The organism is uncultured Paraglaciecola sp. (assembly GCF_963977085.1).
Lineage (GTDB): Bacteria > Pseudomonadota > Gammaproteobacteria > Enterobacterales > Alteromonadaceae > Paraglaciecola.
Map to the genome: position 1 here is coordinate 222600 of NZ_CAXBNC010000006.1, position 19743 is coordinate 242342.

General features: G+C 41.4%; 17 protein-coding genes. 14 read left to right on the forward strand and 3 right to left on the reverse strand.

Annotated elements, in window-relative coordinates; all coding sequences use genetic code 11:
* Positions 1 to 11 precede the first annotated feature (11 nt).
* From AAC000_RS09730 to AAC000_RS09740, 3 genes are read left to right on the forward strand one after another with little or no spacing between them, the layout of a single operon-like run.
* Positions 12 to 1352 carry a TolC family protein gene (locus AAC000_RS09730; RefSeq protein ID WP_339722223.1) on the forward strand — a complete coding sequence of 447 codons (1341 nt, stop codon included), beginning with the start codon at positions 12 to 14 and terminating at the stop codon, positions 1350 to 1352.
* On the forward strand, positions 1352 to 2833 hold the full coding sequence (locus AAC000_RS09735) for an efflux RND transporter periplasmic adaptor subunit (RefSeq protein ID WP_339722225.1): 1482 nt from the start codon (positions 1352 to 1354) through the stop codon (positions 2831 to 2833). Before AAC000_RS09730 ends, AAC000_RS09735 begins: the two co-directional genes overlap by 1 nt.
* Positions 2826 to 5945, forward strand: a complete 3120-nt coding sequence (locus AAC000_RS09740; RefSeq protein ID WP_339722227.1) for an efflux RND transporter permease subunit — start codon at positions 2826 to 2828, stop codon at positions 5943 to 5945. Before AAC000_RS09735 ends, AAC000_RS09740 begins: the two co-directional genes overlap by 8 nt.
* Before the next feature lie 69 nt (positions 5946 to 6014).
* On the opposite strand, the gene AAC000_RS09745 is transcribed toward AAC000_RS09740, so the two are convergent.
* Positions 6015 to 6413 (reverse strand): rhodanese-like domain-containing protein, encoded by a 399-nt coding sequence (locus AAC000_RS09745; protein WP_339722229.1) that lies wholly within the window; start codon positions 6411 to 6413, stop codon positions 6015 to 6017.
* A 185-nt stretch (positions 6414 to 6598) separates the two neighbouring features.
* Positions 6599 to 7372: an inositol-1-monophosphatase gene (gene suhB / locus AAC000_RS09750; protein ID WP_339722230.1), complete on the reverse strand. Its 774-nt coding sequence runs from the start codon at positions 7370 to 7372 to the stop codon at positions 6599 to 6601.
* 248 nt (positions 7373 to 7620) lie between these two features.
* Between suhB and trmJ the strand changes: the two genes are divergently transcribed.
* The 11 genes from trmJ (at position 7621) to AAC000_RS09805 (ending at position 16824) form a co-directional block, all read left to right on the forward strand.
* Complete coding sequence (gene trmJ, locus AAC000_RS09755) at positions 7621 to 8358, forward strand: tRNA (cytosine(32)/uridine(32)-2'-O)-methyltransferase TrmJ (RefSeq protein WP_339722323.1); 738 nt, start codon at positions 7621 to 7623, stop codon at positions 8356 to 8358.
* Between the two features lie 34 nt (positions 8359 to 8392).
* Positions 8393 to 9202 (forward strand): serine O-acetyltransferase, encoded by an 810-nt coding sequence (gene cysE / locus AAC000_RS09760; RefSeq protein WP_339722232.1) that lies wholly within the window; start codon positions 8393 to 8395, stop codon positions 9200 to 9202.
* A gap of 88 nt (positions 9203 to 9290) precedes the next feature.
* Positions 9291 to 9779, forward strand: coding sequence for a Fe-S cluster assembly transcriptional regulator IscR (gene iscR / locus AAC000_RS09765; RefSeq protein WP_339722234.1), 489 nt, complete (start codon positions 9291 to 9293; stop codon positions 9777 to 9779).
* An 11-nt stretch (positions 9780 to 9790) separates the two neighbouring features.
* Complete coding sequence (locus AAC000_RS09770) at positions 9791 to 11014, forward strand: IscS subfamily cysteine desulfurase (RefSeq protein WP_339722235.1); 1224 nt, start codon at positions 9791 to 9793, stop codon at positions 11012 to 11014.
* An 85-nt stretch (positions 11015 to 11099) separates the two neighbouring features.
* The gene (gene iscU / locus AAC000_RS09775; protein ID WP_339722236.1) at positions 11100 to 11480 is read left to right on the forward strand and encodes a Fe-S cluster assembly scaffold IscU; all 381 of its coding nucleotides are present in this window, start codon (positions 11100 to 11102) and stop codon (positions 11478 to 11480) included.
* 28 nt (positions 11481 to 11508) lie between these two features.
* Positions 11509 to 11832, forward strand: coding sequence for an iron-sulfur cluster assembly protein IscA (iscA, locus tag AAC000_RS09780; RefSeq protein ID WP_339722238.1), 324 nt, complete (start codon positions 11509 to 11511; stop codon positions 11830 to 11832).
* 56 nt (positions 11833 to 11888) lie between these two features.
* A complete protein-coding gene (gene hscB / locus AAC000_RS09785; RefSeq protein ID WP_339722240.1) occupies positions 11889 to 12416 on the forward strand; it encodes a co-chaperone HscB in 528 nt (175 codons plus the stop codon).
* A gap of 37 nt (positions 12417 to 12453) precedes the next feature.
* Positions 12454 to 14316: a Fe-S protein assembly chaperone HscA gene (gene hscA / locus AAC000_RS09790; RefSeq protein ID WP_339722241.1), complete on the forward strand. Its 1863-nt coding sequence runs from the start codon at positions 12454 to 12456 to the stop codon at positions 14314 to 14316.
* Positions 14317 to 14351: 35 nt separating this feature from the next.
* Positions 14352 to 14690 carry an ISC system 2Fe-2S type ferredoxin gene (gene fdx, locus AAC000_RS09795; protein ID WP_339722243.1) on the forward strand — a complete coding sequence of 113 codons (339 nt, stop codon included), beginning with the start codon at positions 14352 to 14354 and terminating at the stop codon, positions 14688 to 14690.
* A 370-nt stretch (positions 14691 to 15060) separates the two neighbouring features.
* A complete protein-coding gene (locus AAC000_RS09800; RefSeq protein WP_339722244.1) occupies positions 15061 to 15351 on the forward strand; it encodes a YebG family protein in 291 nt (96 codons plus the stop codon).
* Between the two features lie 600 nt (positions 15352 to 15951).
* On the forward strand, positions 15952 to 16824 hold the full coding sequence (locus tag AAC000_RS09805; RefSeq protein ID WP_339722246.1) for an MBL fold metallo-hydrolase: 873 nt from the start codon (positions 15952 to 15954) through the stop codon (positions 16822 to 16824).
* A gap of 176 nt (positions 16825 to 17000) precedes the next feature.
* On the opposite strand, the gene glnD is transcribed toward AAC000_RS09805, so the two are convergent.
* Complete coding sequence (gene glnD / locus AAC000_RS09810) at positions 17001 to 19616, reverse strand: [protein-PII] uridylyltransferase (RefSeq protein ID WP_339722247.1); 2616 nt, start codon at positions 19614 to 19616, stop codon at positions 17001 to 17003.
* Between the last annotated feature and the right edge of the window lie 127 nt (positions 19617 to 19743).

Sequence of the window (19743 nt, forward strand, 5' to 3'; positions counted from 1 at the left end):
ATGGATTTACCATGCAAAAGACTTTTAGGTTTCATTATTCACGAGCTACATTAGCATTGCTTTTAGTGCTGCTAAGTAACATCCCGTTTGCCGTATTTGCAGAGATAACGATGCAAGATCTGGTCAAAATTGCCATTCAACATGATCCCTGGTTAACGGGCAATCAGCTTCAAGAAAAGGCACTTAGAGCCCAAAGCCAAGGTGCTAATCATTTACCTGACCCCATGCTTTCGATGGGTCTGCTAAATCTACCAACAGACGGGTTTGTGTTTAACCAAGAGCCTATGTCGCAATTTAAAGTGGGGTTGGCGCAAACGTTTCCTCGTGGGGACAGTTTAGCTATCAAACAACAACAACTGAGTTTTCTGGCAGACCAACACCCGTATCAACGAGAGGATCGTAAAGCCAAGATACAAGTGACCGTTTCGACGTTTTGGTTAGACGCCCTTAAAGCAGAGTACACCATTCGTTTGATTAAACGGGATAGAGTGTTATTTGAACAATTAGTCGACATTGTCAAAGCAAGTTATTCCTCTGCTCAAGGAAAAACTCGTCAGCAAGATGTAATAAGTGCACAACTGGAATTAGCAAGGTTAGATGACAGGTTAACCATAGTGAATAACCAAAGAGATCTCGCGCTGACCCGGTTATCTGAATGGCTTCCTGCAACTGTTCATAAAGCAATGTCAAAACGTTTTACAACGCATATTCCACTGCCTAAAGCACCGAAGTTGACTGATAAGGTTGAGGTACTTTTGCAACGCGGTGATAACTTAGGGCTGTTGCAATTATTGACTGAACACCCGACTTTACTGGCGATTGAACAATCGGTGAAGGCAGGAAATACTGCTGTAAAACTGGCCAAACAAAAATACAAACCTCAATGGGGGGTCAATGCCAGTTACGCTTACAGAGAGGATGATCCGCTAGGGCAAAGTCGCGCTGATTTCTTTTCTATTGGTATTACTGTGGATGTGCCTATCTTTGGATACGCTAAACAAGACAGTGACGTTTCTGCATCGAGTTTAACAGCCCAAGCGATAGAGACCGAAAAGCGTTTATTGCAACAAAGCATGTTGACCCAAATACATAGTCTTTATCAACAAGAAGTCGCTTATAGACAAAGAGAAGATGGCTTCCTAACCTCTATTTTGCCACAAATTCAAGAGCATGCAGATGCATCGTTATCAGCTTATACCAGCGACGACGGGGACTTTTCAGAGGTGATGCGCGCTCGAATTACACAATTAAATGCGCAGATTGACTTGATTCATATTCAAATCGAAAAATTAAAGACTCGAATACAAATTATGTATTTTTTGAATGACCCAAATAACTCCGGAGAATATTGATGAAAACACTGTATGCAATTTTAATAGGAGGTGTTTGCGGGGGCATATTAAGTGTTATTGGTTATTCACAATTTGTATCCACAGATACGTCAATGACAGAAACTGATGCAAAGGTTTCCCAGCCTCTTTATTGGGTGGCACCTATGGATCCTGACTATCGACAAGACCGGCCAGGAAAGTCACCTATGGGCATGGAGTTAGTCCCTGTTTTTGCTGACGCTACCAATATTGACGACCCCGGTGTTGTGAGAATTTCTGCAAATGTTGTGAATAATTTAGGTGTAAGAGTCGCAGAGGTGCAACAAGCTGTACTGCAAGTCCCCATAAAAACAGTGGGATACGTGCAATACAATGAAAACAACCTGTTGCATGTGCATCCAAGAGTTGAGGGTTGGATTGAAAAACTATACATCAAAGCTGCCGGTGAACAGGTTAATAAAGGTGAGCCACTCTATGCTTTATATTCACCTGAACTTGTTAATGCACAGGAAGAATATTTATTAGCGAAAAGGCGCAATAACAAGGAGTTAACCACAGCCGCAGAAAGTCGTTTATTAGCATTACAAATGCCAGCTGAGAGTATGGTACAACTTAAAATCAGCCAAAAAGTACAACAAACTATTGTGTTTAACGCTCCTCAATCTGGAGTCATCGATAATTTGGCTATTCGTGAAGGATTTTATGTAAAGCCTGGCACCACCTTAATGTCTATTGGATCATTAGATGATGTGTGGGTAACAGCAGAGGTGTTCGAACGTCAAGCTGCCCAAGTTAAATTGGGGCAATTGGTCTCTATGACACTTGGTTTTGTACCGGGAAAAACATGGCAAGGGCAGGTTGATTATGTCTATCCTACACTTGATGCAAAAACTCGGACGCTTTCAGTCAGGCTACGTTTTAACAATGTTGATATGTTGCTCAAGCCAAATATGTTTGCACAAGTTGTTATTCATACAGACTCACAAGAACAAACATTGTTAATACCTAAAGAAGCGGTTATTCGCACTGGCACGCAAAATAGAGTGGTGTTAGTGGTAGGGAAAGGGCAATACAAATCTGTTGAAGTCACTTTGGGGCAAGTGACAGATGAATTCGCACAAATTTTAGAGGGGCTAAAAGTTGGTGACCAAGTGGTGTCTTCGGCGCAGTTTTTGTTGGACTCTGAGAGCAGTATCAACTCTGATTTAAAACGTATGTCATTTAATATGGCAGATGAGATTCAAGATAAACAAACAGACTCAGCTTCAGTTGATGGGGTAATCAACCATATTAATATGCACACTCGGGTGGCTAATATTAGTCGCGGAGCAATCGAAAAATGGCACCGTGGTCCGGCAACGATGGATTTTGTTTTTGCTGATAGTTTGCATATAGAGGAATGGCCACAAGGAGAACAATTACATTTCACCTTTGAAATTCAAAATAGGGACTTTGTGATCACCGATTATGTATTGTCGAAGCAGGAGCATAATCATGATTGAACGGGTTATCCATTGGTCGATAGTTAACCGTTTTTTTGTTTTACTGGCCACTTTTATTGTTATTGGTATAGGGCTGTTTACATTACGCAATACGCCAGTTGATGCTTTACCTGACTTGTCGGACGTACAAGTTATCATTAAAACTAGTTATCCAGGGCAGTCTCCACAAGTGATTGAAGATCAGGTCACTTACCCTTTGACTACCGCCATGTTGTCGGTGCCAGGTGCAAAAACAGTGCGGGGTTTTTCATTTTTTGGCGACTCTTTTGTGTACATCATATTTGATGACAAAACCGATTTGTATTGGGCGCGCAGTCGAGTGTTGGAGTATTTATCCCAAGTCGCTCCTCGCTTACCTGCTGCCGCTAAGCCGCAACTTGGACCTGATGCAACGGGAGTAGGTTGGGTGTATTTATATGCATTAGTGGATAAAACCGGCCAACATGATCTGAGTCAGTTACGTGCAATTCAAGATTGGTTTCTGAAGTTTGAATTGCAAACTGTGGCTGGCGTATCTGAAGTCGCTTCGATTGGGGGAATGGTCAAGCAATACCAAATTATTGTCGACCCCGATAAGTTACGGGCCTATGGAATTCCCCTGAGTTTAATTCAATTAGCCATTAAACAAGGTAATCAGGAAGTTGGCGCCTCAGTCATTGAAATGGCTGAGGCTGAATATATGGTCAGTGCGACCGGTTATATCCAGTCTATTCAAGATTTAGCTCTGATTCCTTTGGGCCTAAATAGTAAAGGTACACCTTTATTATTAAGAGATGTGGCGGATATACGTCTTGGTCCACAAATGCGTCGCGGTATCGCCGAACTCAATGGGCAAGGTGAAGTCGCTGGTGGCGTTGTGGTCATGCGTTTTGGTGAAAATGCCCAACAAACTATTGAAGCTGTGAAACAAAAATTAGCGGCGTTGAAAGATGGTTTACCTGACGGTGTAGAAGTTGTCACAGTTTATGACCGCTCAGATTTAATTTCACGAGCGGTGGATAACCTATGGTCAAAATTAGCTGAAGAAATGCTTATCGTTGCCTTAGTGTGCACCGTGTTTTTATTTCATTTACGCTCATCTATTGTGGCTATTATCAGTTTGCCAATTGGTATCTTAGTATCATTTATCATCATGTATTGGCAGGGGATTAACGCCAATATTATGTCCTTGGGTGGCATAGCTATCGCCATAGGTGCGATGACAGACGGCGCGATTGTGATGATTGAAAATATGCATAAACATATGGAGAAGACACCATTGACCAACGAAAATCGTTGGCAAGTTGTTGCAAAGTCCGCTTCAGAAGTTGGGCCAGCGTTGTTTTTTTGTTTATTAATTATCACAGTCAGTTTTCTGCCGGTTTTTATTCTAGAGGCACAAGAAGGTAGAATGTTTGCACCACTTGCTTACACCAAAACCTATGCCATGGCAGCATCTGCGGGCTTGGCTATTACATTAGTGCCAGTGCTAATGGGGTATTTTATCCGTGGTAAAATAACCAGTGAAAAGAAGAATCCACTCAACAGGCTTTTGGTGGCAAGCTATCTACCGGTATTGAGATTAGTTCTACATTATCCAAAAAGTACATTGCTACTGACATTGTTGATTGCGGTGTTGGGGTTTTACCCTATCAACAAACTTGGCAGTGAATTTATTCCTCCTTTAGATGAGGGCGATTTAATGTATATGCCAACAACTTATGCAGGTTTATCAATTGGTAAGGCTAGAGAGACTTTACAACAAACCGATAAATTGATCGCTACTGTTCCCGAAGTTCAACATGTGTTTGGTAAAATCGGTCGGGCTGAAACGGCGACCGATCCTGCGCCACTGACTATGATAGAAACCTTTATTAAGCTTAAGCCTAAAGCGCAATGGCGCGACGGCATGACGACAGAAAAACTTCGCGCAGAGCTGGATAAATTGGTACAACTTCCAGGTTTGACCAATGCATGGGTTATGCCCATAAAAACACGTATCGATATGCTTGCAACAGGTATCAAAACGCCGGTTGGGATAAAAGTAGCGGGAAGTGACTTGTCGATGATCCAGCGTATCGGACAAGATATTGAACACATTCTTTCGCAGGTGCCTGGTACCGCATCGGTTTACTCTGAAAGAGTGGCTGGTGGTCGCTACATTAAAGTCGATATCAAAAGAGAACTGGCGTCTCGATATGGACTAAATATTGCTGACGTACAACAAGTTGTATCCACCGCTATTGGAGGCATGAATGTAGCTGAATCGGTTGAAGGCCTAGAGCGTTATCCCATTAATTTACGTTATCCTCAAAGTTATCGAGATTCTCCCGAACAATTGGCTTTGTTACCTATTGTTACGCCAAGTGGTCAACGTATTGCGTTAGCGGATGTGGCAAAAGTGTATGTGGAAGACGGCCCTCCGGGGATAAAAAGTGAAAACGCCCGAATTAATGGATGGACCTATATTGATATTCAGGACATTGATGTGGGTACCTATGTACAAAATGCTCAGCAGACTTTAGCCAGTCAGTTGGATTTACCTGTTGGTTATAGCTTAACGTGGGCGGGACAATATGAATATATGCAGCGAGCTAAAGAGAAGTTGACCTATGTTTTACCGCTAACGCTAGCGATTATTGTTATTTTGCTCTATCTCAACTTTCGAAGTTTTGTTGAAGTCGCCATAATTATCGGCACCTTGCCTCTCGCCTTAATCGGTGGGTTTTGGTTACTCTATTTAGAAGGGTTTAATTTGTCTGTTGCTGCTGGTGTGGGATTTATCGCCTTGGCTGGCGTAGCGGCAGAAATAGGTGTGATCATGTTGGTTTATCTCAATCAATCTTATGCTGAATTACAACACACTCACCAAAATAACCATTCACAGCCTACTCAAAAAGACTTGGTTGAAGCTGTCATGTTAGGAGCTGGACTGAGAGTGAGACCAGTGATGATGACTGTTGCGACAATAATGTTAGGGTTATTGCCGGTTTTGTATGGCTCAGGTACGGGTTCTGAAGTCATGAGTCGCATTGCCGCTCCTATGGTGGGTGGCATGGCAAGTGCGCTAGTACTGTCATTGATTATTGTGCCTGTTGTCTATTTATTGTGGCGCAAACAAGCAATTAAATGATAGGTAAGTACCCACTCTCAAAATAAGCTTGGGTGTGGGTGCTTGTTGCTAGGCGTAACCACTCTATGACTATGTGGTTGAGATTAACGCTAAACCTTCGTCTATCCAGCCAGTGATACCACCAATCATTTTTTTCACTGGACGTCCCAATTCAGCCAATTTAATCGCCGCTTTTTCTGTGCCGTTACAATGTGGACCCGCGCAATAGACTACAAATAATGTGTCATCTGGGTAGTTAATTAAGTTTTCTCTAGTGAGGCGTTTGTGGGGGATATTCACGGCATTTTCGACATGACTTTGCGCAAACAATATCTCACTTCGCACATCTACTAATACAAAATCTTGCCGAGCATTGCTGATTGCAAAGTGCACATCCCAACAGTCTGTCTCAAATTGTAAAAGGCGTGTAAAGTGGGCAAGGGCCTCATCGCTTGATGCGGCGGGTATTCTAGATACAACTGAAGACATAATATTTCCTTAGGGTTGATACTGTACAATTCTCTTTTGGGACTGAAGTCAGTTTGCCCTAATGCAAGTTCTTTGGCTGGAGGCATAATTGCCATTATTCGATAATAACAAGACAGAATACTGTGTTGTTATTTTGGATATAAAAAAGGCGAGCTGCTGCTCGCCTTATTCTTTAGTAATACCTATTACTTTAAATGTTTAACTAATATCTGTACGACTTTAGGGCTGCCTGCAACAATATCACCTCTTTGCATGGGGTCATTGCCACCTGAAAAGTCTGTGACTAAGCCACCGGATTCGCGAACTAATAATTCACCTGCTGCGATATCCCAAGGTTTAAGACCACTCTCCCAGTAACCATCAAAACGGCCTGCTGCAACGTAAGCTAAGTCTAATGCAGCTGAACCACTGCGACGTATGTCACCGGCATGCATAAATATCTTGTTAAAGCCTTGTAGATACTGAGGCAAACTACTTTTGTTTCTAAAAGGAAAAGAGGTGGCAAGGATCGTTTGGCTTAATTCTCTGGCTTTGCTGGCGCGAATACGGAAACCGTTTAACTGGGCACCGACACCTCGACTGGCAGTGAATAGTTCGCCGCGAATCGGATCAAATACCACAGCTTGATCTAAGCGACCTTTGTGCATTAGCGCAATAGATACGGCAAAATGAGGGATGCCTTTAATAAAATTAGTGGTGCCATCTAGCGGATCGATTATCCATTTAAAATCGTTGTCACCTTCAACTACGCCGCCTTCTTCACCCACAAAACTGTGTTCTGGATAAGATTGTTTAATTTTGTGAATAATCGCTTGTTCAGCTTCTTTATCGACACGCGTAACGTAATCGTTGTCGCCTTTTGCTTCAATTTGCAATTCGGATTGATTCTCAAACCCTTTAGCAATAATGTTGCCCGCAGTCCGTGCAGCACGGATCGCTATATTCAGCATAGGATGCATAGTTAACCACCAATTTTAAAAGAACATTAAATATAGCCCAGTAAATAAATGTCATTATCTACTGAACAAAAAATCGCCGCGCAGTTTACCAAAATAGCTAAATTAAGCAATCAGAATATTATTAATACCCCTATATTTTAAAGTCACCACTCAGTTCAGTTTTCTTAAACTCACATTTTGAGGTGTTAGGGGTATATGTTATTATCCGCGCCCTGAAATTGGCTAACTAAATAAAGATACGGTTCATGATGTTAGAGAATATTCGCATAGTGTTAGTTAATACTTCCCACACAGGTAACATTGGCTCTGCAGCAAGGGCAATGAAGACTATGGGCTTGAGTCAGTTGGTGTTAGTCGATCCTGTTACAGCGCCAGATGGAAAATCCAGTGCTTTGGCAGCAGGGGCGGGTGATGTTTTGGCCAATGCTAAAACGGTGAATACTCTAGCTGAAGCTGTGGCTGATTGTGGTTTAGTGATTGGCACCAGTGCCCGTTCTCGCACGTTATCTTGGCCCATGTTAGAGCCTCGGGGATGTGGTGAAAAATTAATAAGCGAAGTCTCAAAGTATCCAGTGGCTTTGGTATTTGGTCGCGAAAATAATGGTCTAAGTAATGATGAATTGCAGCAATGTCATTTTCATGTGTGTATTCCCGCCAATCCTGACTACAGTTCTTTAAATTTAGCTGCAGCGGTGCAAACCTTGTGTTACGAAGTGCGTATGGCCTATTTAACACTATCGAGAGGTGAATACGCTGAACACCCAGAGGTTAATGAATACCCGCTGGCGGAAGATCTCGAAGGTTTTTATAGTCATTTGGAACAAACCCTTATTAAAACGAATTTCATCATTGCCAAACATCCGGGTATGGTAATGACCAAATTACGCCGCCTTTACAACCGCGCTCGTCCTGAAACCGCCGAGTTGAATATATTACGTGGCATTTTAGCATCGGTCGATAAAGCCTTTAAAAATCGGGAACAGTAAACTAAATAATCTTAGTTTGAGTGTGGGATAAGAAATGTTCAGTAGAATGAAAGAAGATATACAAAGTGTTTTTCATCGTGATCCTGCGGCACGAAATACCTTTGAAATACTCACCAATTATCCCGGTTTACACGCTATCTGGATCCATCGCCTTAGTCATAAATTGTGGAAAGCCAACTGGAAATGGTTGGCGCGTTCTATTTCAACTTTTTCCCGTTGGTTAACCGGCGTTGAAATTCACCCTGGTGCAACCTTAGGCCGCCGCTTTTTTATCGACCATGGAATGGGAGTGGTAATAGGTGAAACAGCAGAAATTGGAAACGATGTGACCTTGTATCATGGCGTGACACTTGGTGGTACTAGGTGGAATGCAGGCAAACGGCACCCTACGTTGGAAGATAACGTAGTAGTAGGAGCCGGCGCTAAAGTACTTGGGCCAATCACTATGCACAAAGGTGCAAAGGTGGGATCCAATTCGGTGGTGGTACGAGATGTGCCTGAAAATGCCACTGTTATTGGTATTCCAGGGCGTGTAGTGGTGCAACAAGATAAACCAGATGCTCCAACTAATGGCGACCGTGAAAGAATCGCTAAAAAATACGGCTTTGATGCCTACGCGGTAGCGACAGACAATCCTGACCCTATTGCACATGCGATAGGTGTGATGGTGGACCATGTCCATCTGATAGATACAAAAGTAGAAGAAATGTGCCAAGCCATTAATAAGATGGGGGGAGATGTATGTGGTAAATCACTCCCGACATTAGACTTAGAGGATTTTGCGGATAACGAATTGGCAAGTGACATTAAAAAGGCCTGTGACGCCTTTGACCCTCAGATATAATACCCGACTAAAACACTAGGTTAAATACTTGACTAAAATGGTCGGGTATGTGAAAATTCGACTTAAGTTAGGTATTGGATTGACTACTATGAAATTGACATCTAAAGGTCGTTACGCAGTGACAGCTATGTTAGATGTGTCGTTACATTCGCAACGCGGCCCTGTGTCTTTAGCTGATATATCCGAACGCCAAGAAATTTCTTTGTCCTATCTTGAGCAATTGTTTTCTCGTTTACGTAGAGAGAAATTAGTAGATAGTGTTCGTGGTCCTGGCGGGGGCTATAAACTGGGGCGTAATGCGTCTGAAATATCAATCGGTGAGGTAATTCGAGCCGTAAATGAATCTGTTGATGCGACTAAGTGTCAAGGCCAAGGCGGTTGCCAAGGCGGAGAACGTTGTCTAACCCATAATTTGTGGGAAGGACTAAGCGACAGAATCAGTGTATTTCTAGATGGTATAACCTTAGGCGAACTGATGCAGCAACATGACGTCAAGCAAGTAGCTGAAAGACAAGACAAACATAAACATCATAATCAAATAGCGGCAAACGACATCACTATCAGTTTGCAGCTCTAGCGGAGTAACAAATGAGCGAATTAAAGCTTCCGATCTATCTGGATTATTCTTCAACTACACCAGTAGACCCTCGTGTCGCAGCCAAAATGGCCGACTGCTTAACCACTGAAGGCGTATTCGGTAACCCCGCATCTCGTTCTCACAAATTTGGGTGGGTAGCGGAAGAAGCAGTAGATATTGCTCGTAATCAAATTGCAGATTTGGTTAATGCAGACCCTAGAGAGATTGTATTTACTTCAGGTGCGACTGAATCAAATAATCTAGCGATTAAAGGCGCAGCTAATTTTTACGGTAAAAAAAATAAGCACCTTATAACAATCAAAACTGAGCATAAAGCGGTATTAGATACTATGCGTCAGTTAGAGCGTGAAGGGTTTGAAGTGACTTATCTTGATCCTGAGCCAAATGGTTTAGTCGATCTAGACAAGTTGGTTGCTGCTATTCGCCCCGATACAATTTTAATAAGTGTCATGCACGTTAATAATGAAATTGGTGTGATTCAAGATATTGCCGCTATTGGAGAGATATGTCGTGAACGCAAAATTTTGTTCCACGTAGATGCGGCACAAAGCACCGGTAAGGTACCAATCGACCTACAAACTATGAAAGTTGATTTGATGTCATTTTCTGCTCATAAAACTTATGGCCCTAAGGGTATAGGTGCATTGTATGTACGTCGTAAACCACGTATTCGCTTAGAAGCACAAATGCACGGAGGCGGTCATGAGCGTGGTATGCGTTCAGGTACTATGGCAACTCATCAAATAGTGGGTATGGGCGAAGCTTTCCGTATTGCTAAAGAAGAAATGGCTGCTGAGAACGAACGTTTGATGATGTTGCGTAACAAATTATGGAACGGCATCAAAGATATGGAAGCTGTATATTTAAATGGCGATATGGACAGTCGTATTGCAGGTAACTTAAATGTCAGTTTTGCTTATGTCGAAGGTGAGTCTTTGATTATGGCTCTGAAAGATATGGCGGTATCTTCAGGTTCGGCTTGTACCTCAGCCAGTCTTGAGCCTTCTTATGTACTTCGCGCATTAGGCTTAAACGATGAGTTAGCACACAGTTCAATCCGTTTCACTATGGGACGTTTTACCACAGAAGCTGAAATTGATTATGTTATTGGCGTCATACGTAACGCCATAGAAAAGTTACGAGACATGTCTCCACTATGGGATATGTATAAAGAAGGCATAGATTTAAGCACGGTAGAGTGGGCTCATCACTGAGTTGTAGAACTCATAAAGAGTCAAATTAATATTAATGTGTTGTCTCAAAAAATGGCGGCAGCACATAACCAAAAGGTAAAAGATCATGGCTTATAGCGAAAAAGTAATCGACCACTACGAAAATCCACGTAACGTAGGTGGATTTGACAAAAACGATCCTTCAATTGCAACGGGTATGGTTGGCGCGCCGGCTTGTGGTGACGTAATGAAATTGCAACTCAAAATAGATGCAAATGGCATTATTGAAGATGCAAAGTTTAAAACTTACGGTTGTGGTTCAGCCATCGCCTCTAGTTCATTAGTAACAGAATGGGTAAAAGGTAAGTCAATTGATGAAGCTACGGCTATCAGCAATATGGACATCGCTGAAGAGTTAGCGTTACCACCAGTAAAAATTCACTGCTCTATTTTGGCCGAAGACGCCATTAAAGCAGCGGTTGAAGATTATAAAAGTCGTCAAAAGTAAGTTAAATTAAGTTAAGTAGGAGCAACCAGTGGCCATTACAGTATCTGACACCGCAGCACAACGTGCCAAGACCTTTCTTGAAAATAGGGGATCGGGTATAGGGTTGCGTCTTGGTGTTAAAACCACTGGCTGCTCTGGTTTAGCTTATGTACTTGAGTTTGTTGATGATGTGAATGCCGACGATAAATTATTTGAAGATAACGGTGTGAAAATTATTGTTGATGGTAAAAGTTTGGTGTACCTAGATGGCACGCATCTAGATTTTGCCAAAGAAGGCTTAAATGAAGGTTTTCAGTTTACCAACCCTAACGCCAATGGTGAGTGTGGTTGTGGCGAGAGCTTCAACGTTTAATGCTATTTTTGTCACTCTGCAACTCAATTACAATACAGCAAACCTATTAAAATCAAATGAATTATTTCGAACTCTTTAATATCCCTGTGTCATTCGACGTAGATTTGTCTGTGTTGCCACAAACCTATCAACAACTTCAGCGTTTAACCCACCCAGACAAATTTGCTAGCGGTAGCGAGCAACAAAAGTTAGTGGCGATCCAAAAAAATGCCCAAGTCAATGACGCTTACTCAGTGCTCAAATCTCCTTTATCCAGAGCCGAATATTTATTGAGTTTGCGTGGTATCGATTTGCAACATGAACAACAAACCATTAAAGACACCGGTTTTTTGATGCAACAAATGGAATGGCGAGAAGAGTTGGCAGAAATAACCGATCAGACTGATCCTTTGGCTGCGTTAAGCGCATTAGAAGACGAAATTAAACAAACCATTAAAAACGATTTAGCTCAGTTAAAAGAATTTCTTGAAAGTGAACAAGCCAATGCTGTAAATAAAGCCGCTGATATTATTCGCCAACTCAAATTTTTATATAAAATGTTAACTGAAATTGAGCTAAAAGAAGACTCCTTGAGTGACTTCTAACCTTATTCATTGTAATTAAAAAGAAACGAATTAGATTATGGCATTACTGCAAATATCTGAACCCGGTCAAAGCGCCGCTCCGCACCAACGTAAATTAGCAGTTGGTATTGATTTAGGCACTACCAACTCTTTAGTGGCATCGGTACGTAGTGGTGAGGCACTCACATTAGCTGACTCACAAGGTCGACACTTATTACCCTCAGTGGTGCGATATTTAGCTGATTCAGAAGTAATAGGGTACGACGCTAAGCAACAAGCCAGTATCGACCCGGCTAACACTATTGTTTCGGTTAAACGTTTTTTAGGCCGCTCTGTACAAGATATCCAAAAGGCTTACCCACATTTACCTTACCAATTTACGGCATCTGCATCCCCTGTCATGACGGTTACCTCGGGAAATGTGAATCCGGTTCAGGTCTCAGCAAAAATATTAGCAGAACTAAAAAAGCGTGCCGAGCAAACCTTAGGTGATGAGTTACAAGGTGCGGTAGTGACTGTTCCTGCTTATTTTGATGATGCACAGCGTCAAGGCACTAAAGATGCCGCTGCGCTGGCGGGGTTAAATGTATTGCGTTTATTGAATGAACCTACAGCCGCTGCCGTTGCTTATGGCTTAGATTCAGGCCAGGAAGGCGTTATCGCGGTTTATGATTTAGGTGGTGGCACCTTCGACATATCTATTTTACGTTTAAGTAAAGGTGTGTTTGAAGTGTTGTCAACGGGAGGCGACTCTGCCCTTGGTGGAGACGACTTTGATGCTTTGCTGGTTACCTTTATACGAGAACACTGTGAATTAAACGGTGAATTATCAAAACGTTTACATCGTACTCTGTTAGATAAAGCCAAAGAAGCTAAAGAAACCTTGAGCCTTGAATCTGAGTTTAAGGTGCATTTTGAAGATGACAGTAGCCAACAACACTCAGTGGTTATCACTACTGAAAAATTTGAATCTCTGGTGGCCCCTCTTATTAAAAATACTCTCAGAGCGTGCAAACGAGCGTTAAAAGACGCCGAACTTGAAAAAGAACAAGTGATTGAAGTGGTCATGGTAGGTGGGTCGACCCGGGTGCCTTTAGTGTGCCAACAAGTCGGTGATTTTTTTGGACGTACACCTCTTACTTCAATTGACCCCGATAAAGTGGTCGCAGTAGGTGCTGCTATTCAAGCTGATATCTTAGTGGGTAATAAACCCGACAGTGACATGTTATTACTTGATGTCTTGCCGTTGTCTTTGGGAATAGAAACTATGGGGGGCTTGACTGAAAAAGTCATACACCGTAATACCACTATTCCTGTTGCCAAAGCACAAGAATTTACCACTTTTAAAGATGGTCAAACAGCGATGATGGTTCATGTGGTGCAAGGTGAACGAGAGCTTGTTAAGGATTGTCGCTCTTTAGCAAAATTTACCTTACATGGCATTCCACCTATGGCTGCTGGCGCTGCCCATATCCGGGTGACTTTTCAAGTGGATGCTGACGGTTTGTTAAACGTTAGTGCTATGGAAAAGTCTACGGGAGTCAAAGCGCAAATTCAGGTTAAACCTTCATACGGCCTAGAAGATAGCGAAATCGCTGAGATGCTCAAAGCATCAATGGATAACGCCGAAGAAGATATGCAGGCTCGTATGCTCAAGGAGCAACAAGTTGAAGCGGCTCGAGTACAAGAAAATCTTCAAGCAGCCTTAGAGGCAGATGGAGCAACACTGCTTAACCCTAGTGAAATTCAAACCATCAAGGCAGGGCTTAATTCGCTTAATGAGTTAGCCAAAGGCACAGACAAAGAAGCGATCAAAGCCGCTATTGAACAAGTAGATAAATTAAGCGAAACCTTTGCCCAGAAACGTATGGATCAATCCATTCAAAGTGCTTTTTCTGGCCAATCGGTTGACCGAATATAAACTGAATCACTTTACCGAATATTAGGAATTTAACTATGCCACAAGTAATCTTTTTACCACATGATGAGTTATGCCCAGATGGCGCTGTTTTAGAAGGTGAAAAAGGTATCTCAGTATTAAATTTAGCCTTAAAGAACGGCATTGGTATTGAACATGCCTGTGAAAAAGTCTGTGCTTGTACCACTTGTCACGTCATTGTCCGTGAAGGCTTCGATTCGTTAGAAGAAGGCGATGAGTTAGAAGAAGACATGTTAGACAAAGCCTGGGGCCTTGAGCCAGAGTCTAGACTAAGCTGCCAAGCCATTATCCAAGATGAAGACTTAGTGGTAGAAATCCCTAAATACACGGTCAATATGGTGAGTGAAGGGCATTAGTCTGCACTTTTAAATCATTGCATTAAATGAAAAAACCAGCCATGTGCTGGTTTTTTATTGTCTAACAAAGAGCTCACAAAACGATGTGCTACACGAGTGAATAGAATGTTGAGACGAACTAATTAATCTTTAGGTGTTATCTTTTCGGAAAAGCCGCAATTCACCTTGGCTTTTCTCTGTGCTCTCGGTGGCCTCTGTGGTGTAGTATCTTTTCAGCATTAAAAGCTTTTGACCACAGAGCGTTGCGCTACACAGAGCGAAGAAATTAAGATAAATTGGTATTTCTTGACAATGATTTTAAATTTAACTGTTTATCCATACAGTGGTTGTGTTAGTCTAATAACCTAAACAGACCAAAAGAGAGCAAATTATGGCCGTAATTACACGTTATGTTGTTGAACACAAAGGGGTGGAGAAGTTTGTGAGCGCAGATAAAAAAGAAGCCGATCAATACGATAAAATGCTTGATGTGGCGGATAACCTCAGCGAATACATTGAAGGCAAAGGCTTCAATATTGAAGCTAAAGTATTAGAAGAGTTGTCTATTATGTTGTCTAAAAATAAGGACTCTCTCACCAAGTTGTTAAAAGGCACCACCGCTGATGTATTGTTGACTGAAGAAAAAGCGGAAGTTGTGGCATTGGATAAGAAAAAAGCTTAGTGAGTTGATTCTTTTTCAAAATAACATACTGCTAATGCAATTCGCCACTTCATGTGGCATCTTTGTTTAACCTAAAGAATATTGAATCTTCTAGGCTATAATTACATCTTAGACATATAACTTCATCTCAAAAGTGAGTGCTTCGATCGTCATAACACTCAATTAATAAGAGTTTATTTTACCTTCACACCTAAGGTAAAAATTTTTCTTTCTTCGATTTTACGAGTTAAAAGTGCAATAGAAAGTGTTATACCAATCCCATTAAATAAGTGTTCACTCAGAATGCTCCAGCCGATTTTGGGCAAGGCGTCGCTGCGCAGGAATGGCAATCCCCTTTCAAGTAGCGAGAACGCAGTACAAAATCGGCTGGGACTTTCCCGAAGGGCGAGGTTTAAAGAAGCTTACTCTGCGTTGCGCGAATTTGAAAGAGCACCACTATTCCTACATTCACGCGCCTTGATTAAGCTTCTTTAAATCTCGCTGAGAGGTCATTTCTTTAATGGAATTGGTATTAAATAGTTGTACTTAAGGAAATTAGCGGAAATTATTTTACGTGTATAAGGTTCTTATTATCACTTGCGAATTATACAGTGATGCATCATGCAACCTACTATTTTGAAACGTATTTTTTTAGTTTTAAGTTTCTTAACCTTCTCATTACAAGCTTTTAGTTATCAAATAGAAACCTTAGATGACGGCCTTTATCGATTTATTGATGATCGTCATCGCTCAATTTTTATGATCACTAAACAGGGTGCATTAGTCACAGATCCCATGAATACAGCTGCTGCAACGTGGCTAAAGGGGCAAATAAAAGAACGCTTTAATGTCCCTATCAAATATGTGATTTACAGCCACAATCATTCTGATCATATTTATGGTGGTGAGATTTTTGATGATCCTCAAACCGTCTTTGTAGCTCATGAACTGGCTGCACAAGATATATATAATACTAAGGCTAATACTGTTGCCCCAGATGTTACTTTCAAAAATGAAATGCTGTTGCGTCTTGGCTCTAAAACGGTTCGTCTCGCTTACCATGGACCAAACGATGGTAGAGGATCCATTAGTATGTTTTTTGAGCAGCAAAAACTACTCTATGTTGTGGACTGGATTGTTGTTGGCAGAATGCCATGGCAAAAACTTTGGAGTTACGATATCCAAGGTATGATCAACTCCACTGAAGATGTGCTTGGTTATGATTTTACGACTTTTGTTGGTGGACATGCCAATATTGGTAGTAGGCAAGATGTGGCACGTTACCTCCGTTATTTGCAAGGCTTGTACAGCCAAGTAACTGCCGCTGTTTTGGATGGTAAATCATTGGAACTCATTCAAAAAACAGTAGATTTATCTGAGTTTAGTGATTTGGATAATTATGAAAAATGGTTGCCGTTAAACGTTGAAGGTGTCTATGAACGTCTAATGGAAGAGTCAGGGATAGGTTGGCGTCCTGATATTGTGCGTCCATAGTTTGGTTTACTCTTTCTTCGGTTAAATCAGCTGTATAGATACAGTTGTTGAAGTCAGAGCCCTATTGATATTGACGGTATGTACACCACTCCAACTTCAACATGGGTTTCTGAATACTGTTTCCATGCTGATAATTTTAGCCCTTGAAATCGCTCAAGGGCTATCATCCAATGGTGTTAATCTAAAGCCTCACTGAGTCGTTTTTTCAATTGCACTTGTTCGGCTTGAGTCAAAGGTAAGTCAAACTCATTACTGACAATGAATAAATCTTCGGCCCGCTCGCCAATAGTGGATATTTTGGCTTGGTGTAATTTAAAGTTAAGAGCTATAAATTGCTCGCTAATGTTAGCGAGTAAACCTGGTGCATCTAAAGCTTCAAGTTCAACCAAAGTCACATTAGTTTGGCTGGGGTAAAATCTGACTTTGGTTGGTACATCTAATTGTTTCATCTGCCGAGACATTTTGCGTTTGTTGACGTGTTCTTGACCCGGCTTATTTAACTGAGTTTCAACTGCATCTCGCAAACTATTTAAACGTGAAGCAGAAGTGATCCTATCGCCATTATGTTCAAAAATAATAAAACTATCAAACATGTAGCCATCATGAGTTCGCATAATTTGTGCATCGTGAATGGAGCAGTTTCGGCTGTCTAAAACTGACGCAATTTGAGCGAACATCATGGCTTTATCTTTACCGTAAACAATAAGTTCTGCGCCGGATTTAGATGTATTAGCGCTAGTACCGACTAACAAAAAGTCGTCAGTCATAGGGTGGGCTGCCAAAATCACATTGGCGTGCCAAGCAATTTGCGCTGGTTTGAAACGAGTAAAATAATCGTCGCTTAGGCGTTGCCAAAACTGTGATATTTGAGATTCGTTCATGCCGTTTTCGAGCATGGCAGCCATTGCTTTGGATTGATGTTCGCTGATTCTATCTTGCAAGGCAACTTTACACTCTAAACCATTATCAAGGGCTTTTTGAGTGAGTAAATATAACTCTCTTAATAAGGTGGCTTTCCAATCATTCCATAGGTTGTCATTGGTTGCCCTGATATCGGCTAAGGTTAGTACGTACAAGTGATTTAAATTATTGTGAGTACGTACCGATTGCGCAAATTCGTTAATCACAGTTGGATCATAGATATCCCGTCTTTGGGCAATAACAGACATTAACAAGTGACTTTCTACTAACCATCTAATGAGTTCTGTCTCTTGGGGGGTGAGCCCGTGTCGTTGGCAGAATTCTTTAACATCGACCGCACCTAGTTTTGAATGATCACCATTTCGGCCTTTACCAATATCGTGATAAATAGCTGCAATATATAGCAGTTCTGGTTTATCAAGATTCTTTACTATATTGCCACAGCGTGGAAATTCTTTGTTTTCTGGTTGCGCATATTGGTAGATGTTTTTTACCAGTCTATGAGTGTGCTCGTCGACAGTGTAGGCATGAAATAAATCAAACTGCATCATGCCCACTATGTGATCCCATTGGGGAATATAGGCCTGTAATACCCCATGTTTATGCATAATGTCCCACCCAAGGGAGAAAAAGTTGGGATGTTTAAGCAACAGTATAAATAATTCCCGGCATTCCTTACGTTCGACATAATACTGGTCACGAAATGCTCTTCTTGCGTTACGTAATTGACGGAGACAACTTGAGTGTAAGTCTTGAATATCAGGGGTGTCAGCAAGTAACAAAAGAAACCGTAAAATGGCTTCAGGCGTGGCAAATACATTTGCGTGACTAGGTGCAATATAACCATCAAGCAAATCAAAATCAGCATTAATTTTGATTTGTTGTTTAACTTTTAAACTCAAAACGTCTTGGCTAAAACGTTGCATTAACATCTTATTGAGCTCACTGATACGCCGAACGGTTCTAAAAAAGATTTTCATCATTTTTTCAACGGATTGTTTTCCGTCGTCGCCATATCCTAGCCGTGTCGCTACATCAGCTTGATAGTCAAATAGTAATCTATTTTCGCTACGCCCAGCCACTATATGTAGCGCAAATCTCATTCGCCAAAGAATTTCACGACACTCGATTAACTCATCAAATTCTTGTTGGTTAAAATACCCGTGTTCAAGCAGATCTTTGCCGTCTGTGGCGTTAAAATGTTTTTTCGCTACCCAACCAATAGATTGGATATCCCGCAAGCAACCAGGACTTTCTTTAACATTAGGCTCTAGATTATATGAGGTGTCTTTAAATTTTGCATGACGAGCCTTTTGTTCTTGATCTTTAGCCACAAAAAAATCTTTACTGGTCCAATACCCTCGGCCGTTAAGTTTCTCTTGTAAGTTTTCAAAAGTTGTTTGGCAGCCATTTAATAATCGAGCTTCCACTAGATTTGTCGCTATAGAAACGTCTTGTTTCGCCAGTTGAAAGGTTTCTTTAATGGTACGAACAGATTGGCCAACATCTAATCCTATATCCCACAGTAGCGTGATAAATTGGCTGATACGCTCTTGTTGTTGTGCTGATAATGATTTTTTACTGAGCAGCAATAAATCAATATCTGAATAGGGCTGTAGTTGCCCTCTACCGTATCCACCTACCGCCACCAAAGCTAAATGTTGCTCATTATGCAAACCCATTAACTGCCAAATGTGCCTGAGTAATGCGTCAACTAATGTGGCTCTTCCTAAAACCAGTCCGGTTACTTCTCCAGTACCTAGTTCACTATCAAGCCACTCGTAGCTATTAGACACTATTGTTTTAAAGGCAGTAATATTATCTGTACTGTTTATTAGTTTTATTTGGCTAAGTAGGCTTTGTAGAGACAATATAAATACCTTAAAAGAATGGTTTGCAATTGTGTAATAACAAACTAGGTGAATAATGGGTTATGACAAATAACTATTTACAGTCAGAAATAATTATTCATCATAAGGTTTGATAGTATCAACTCAG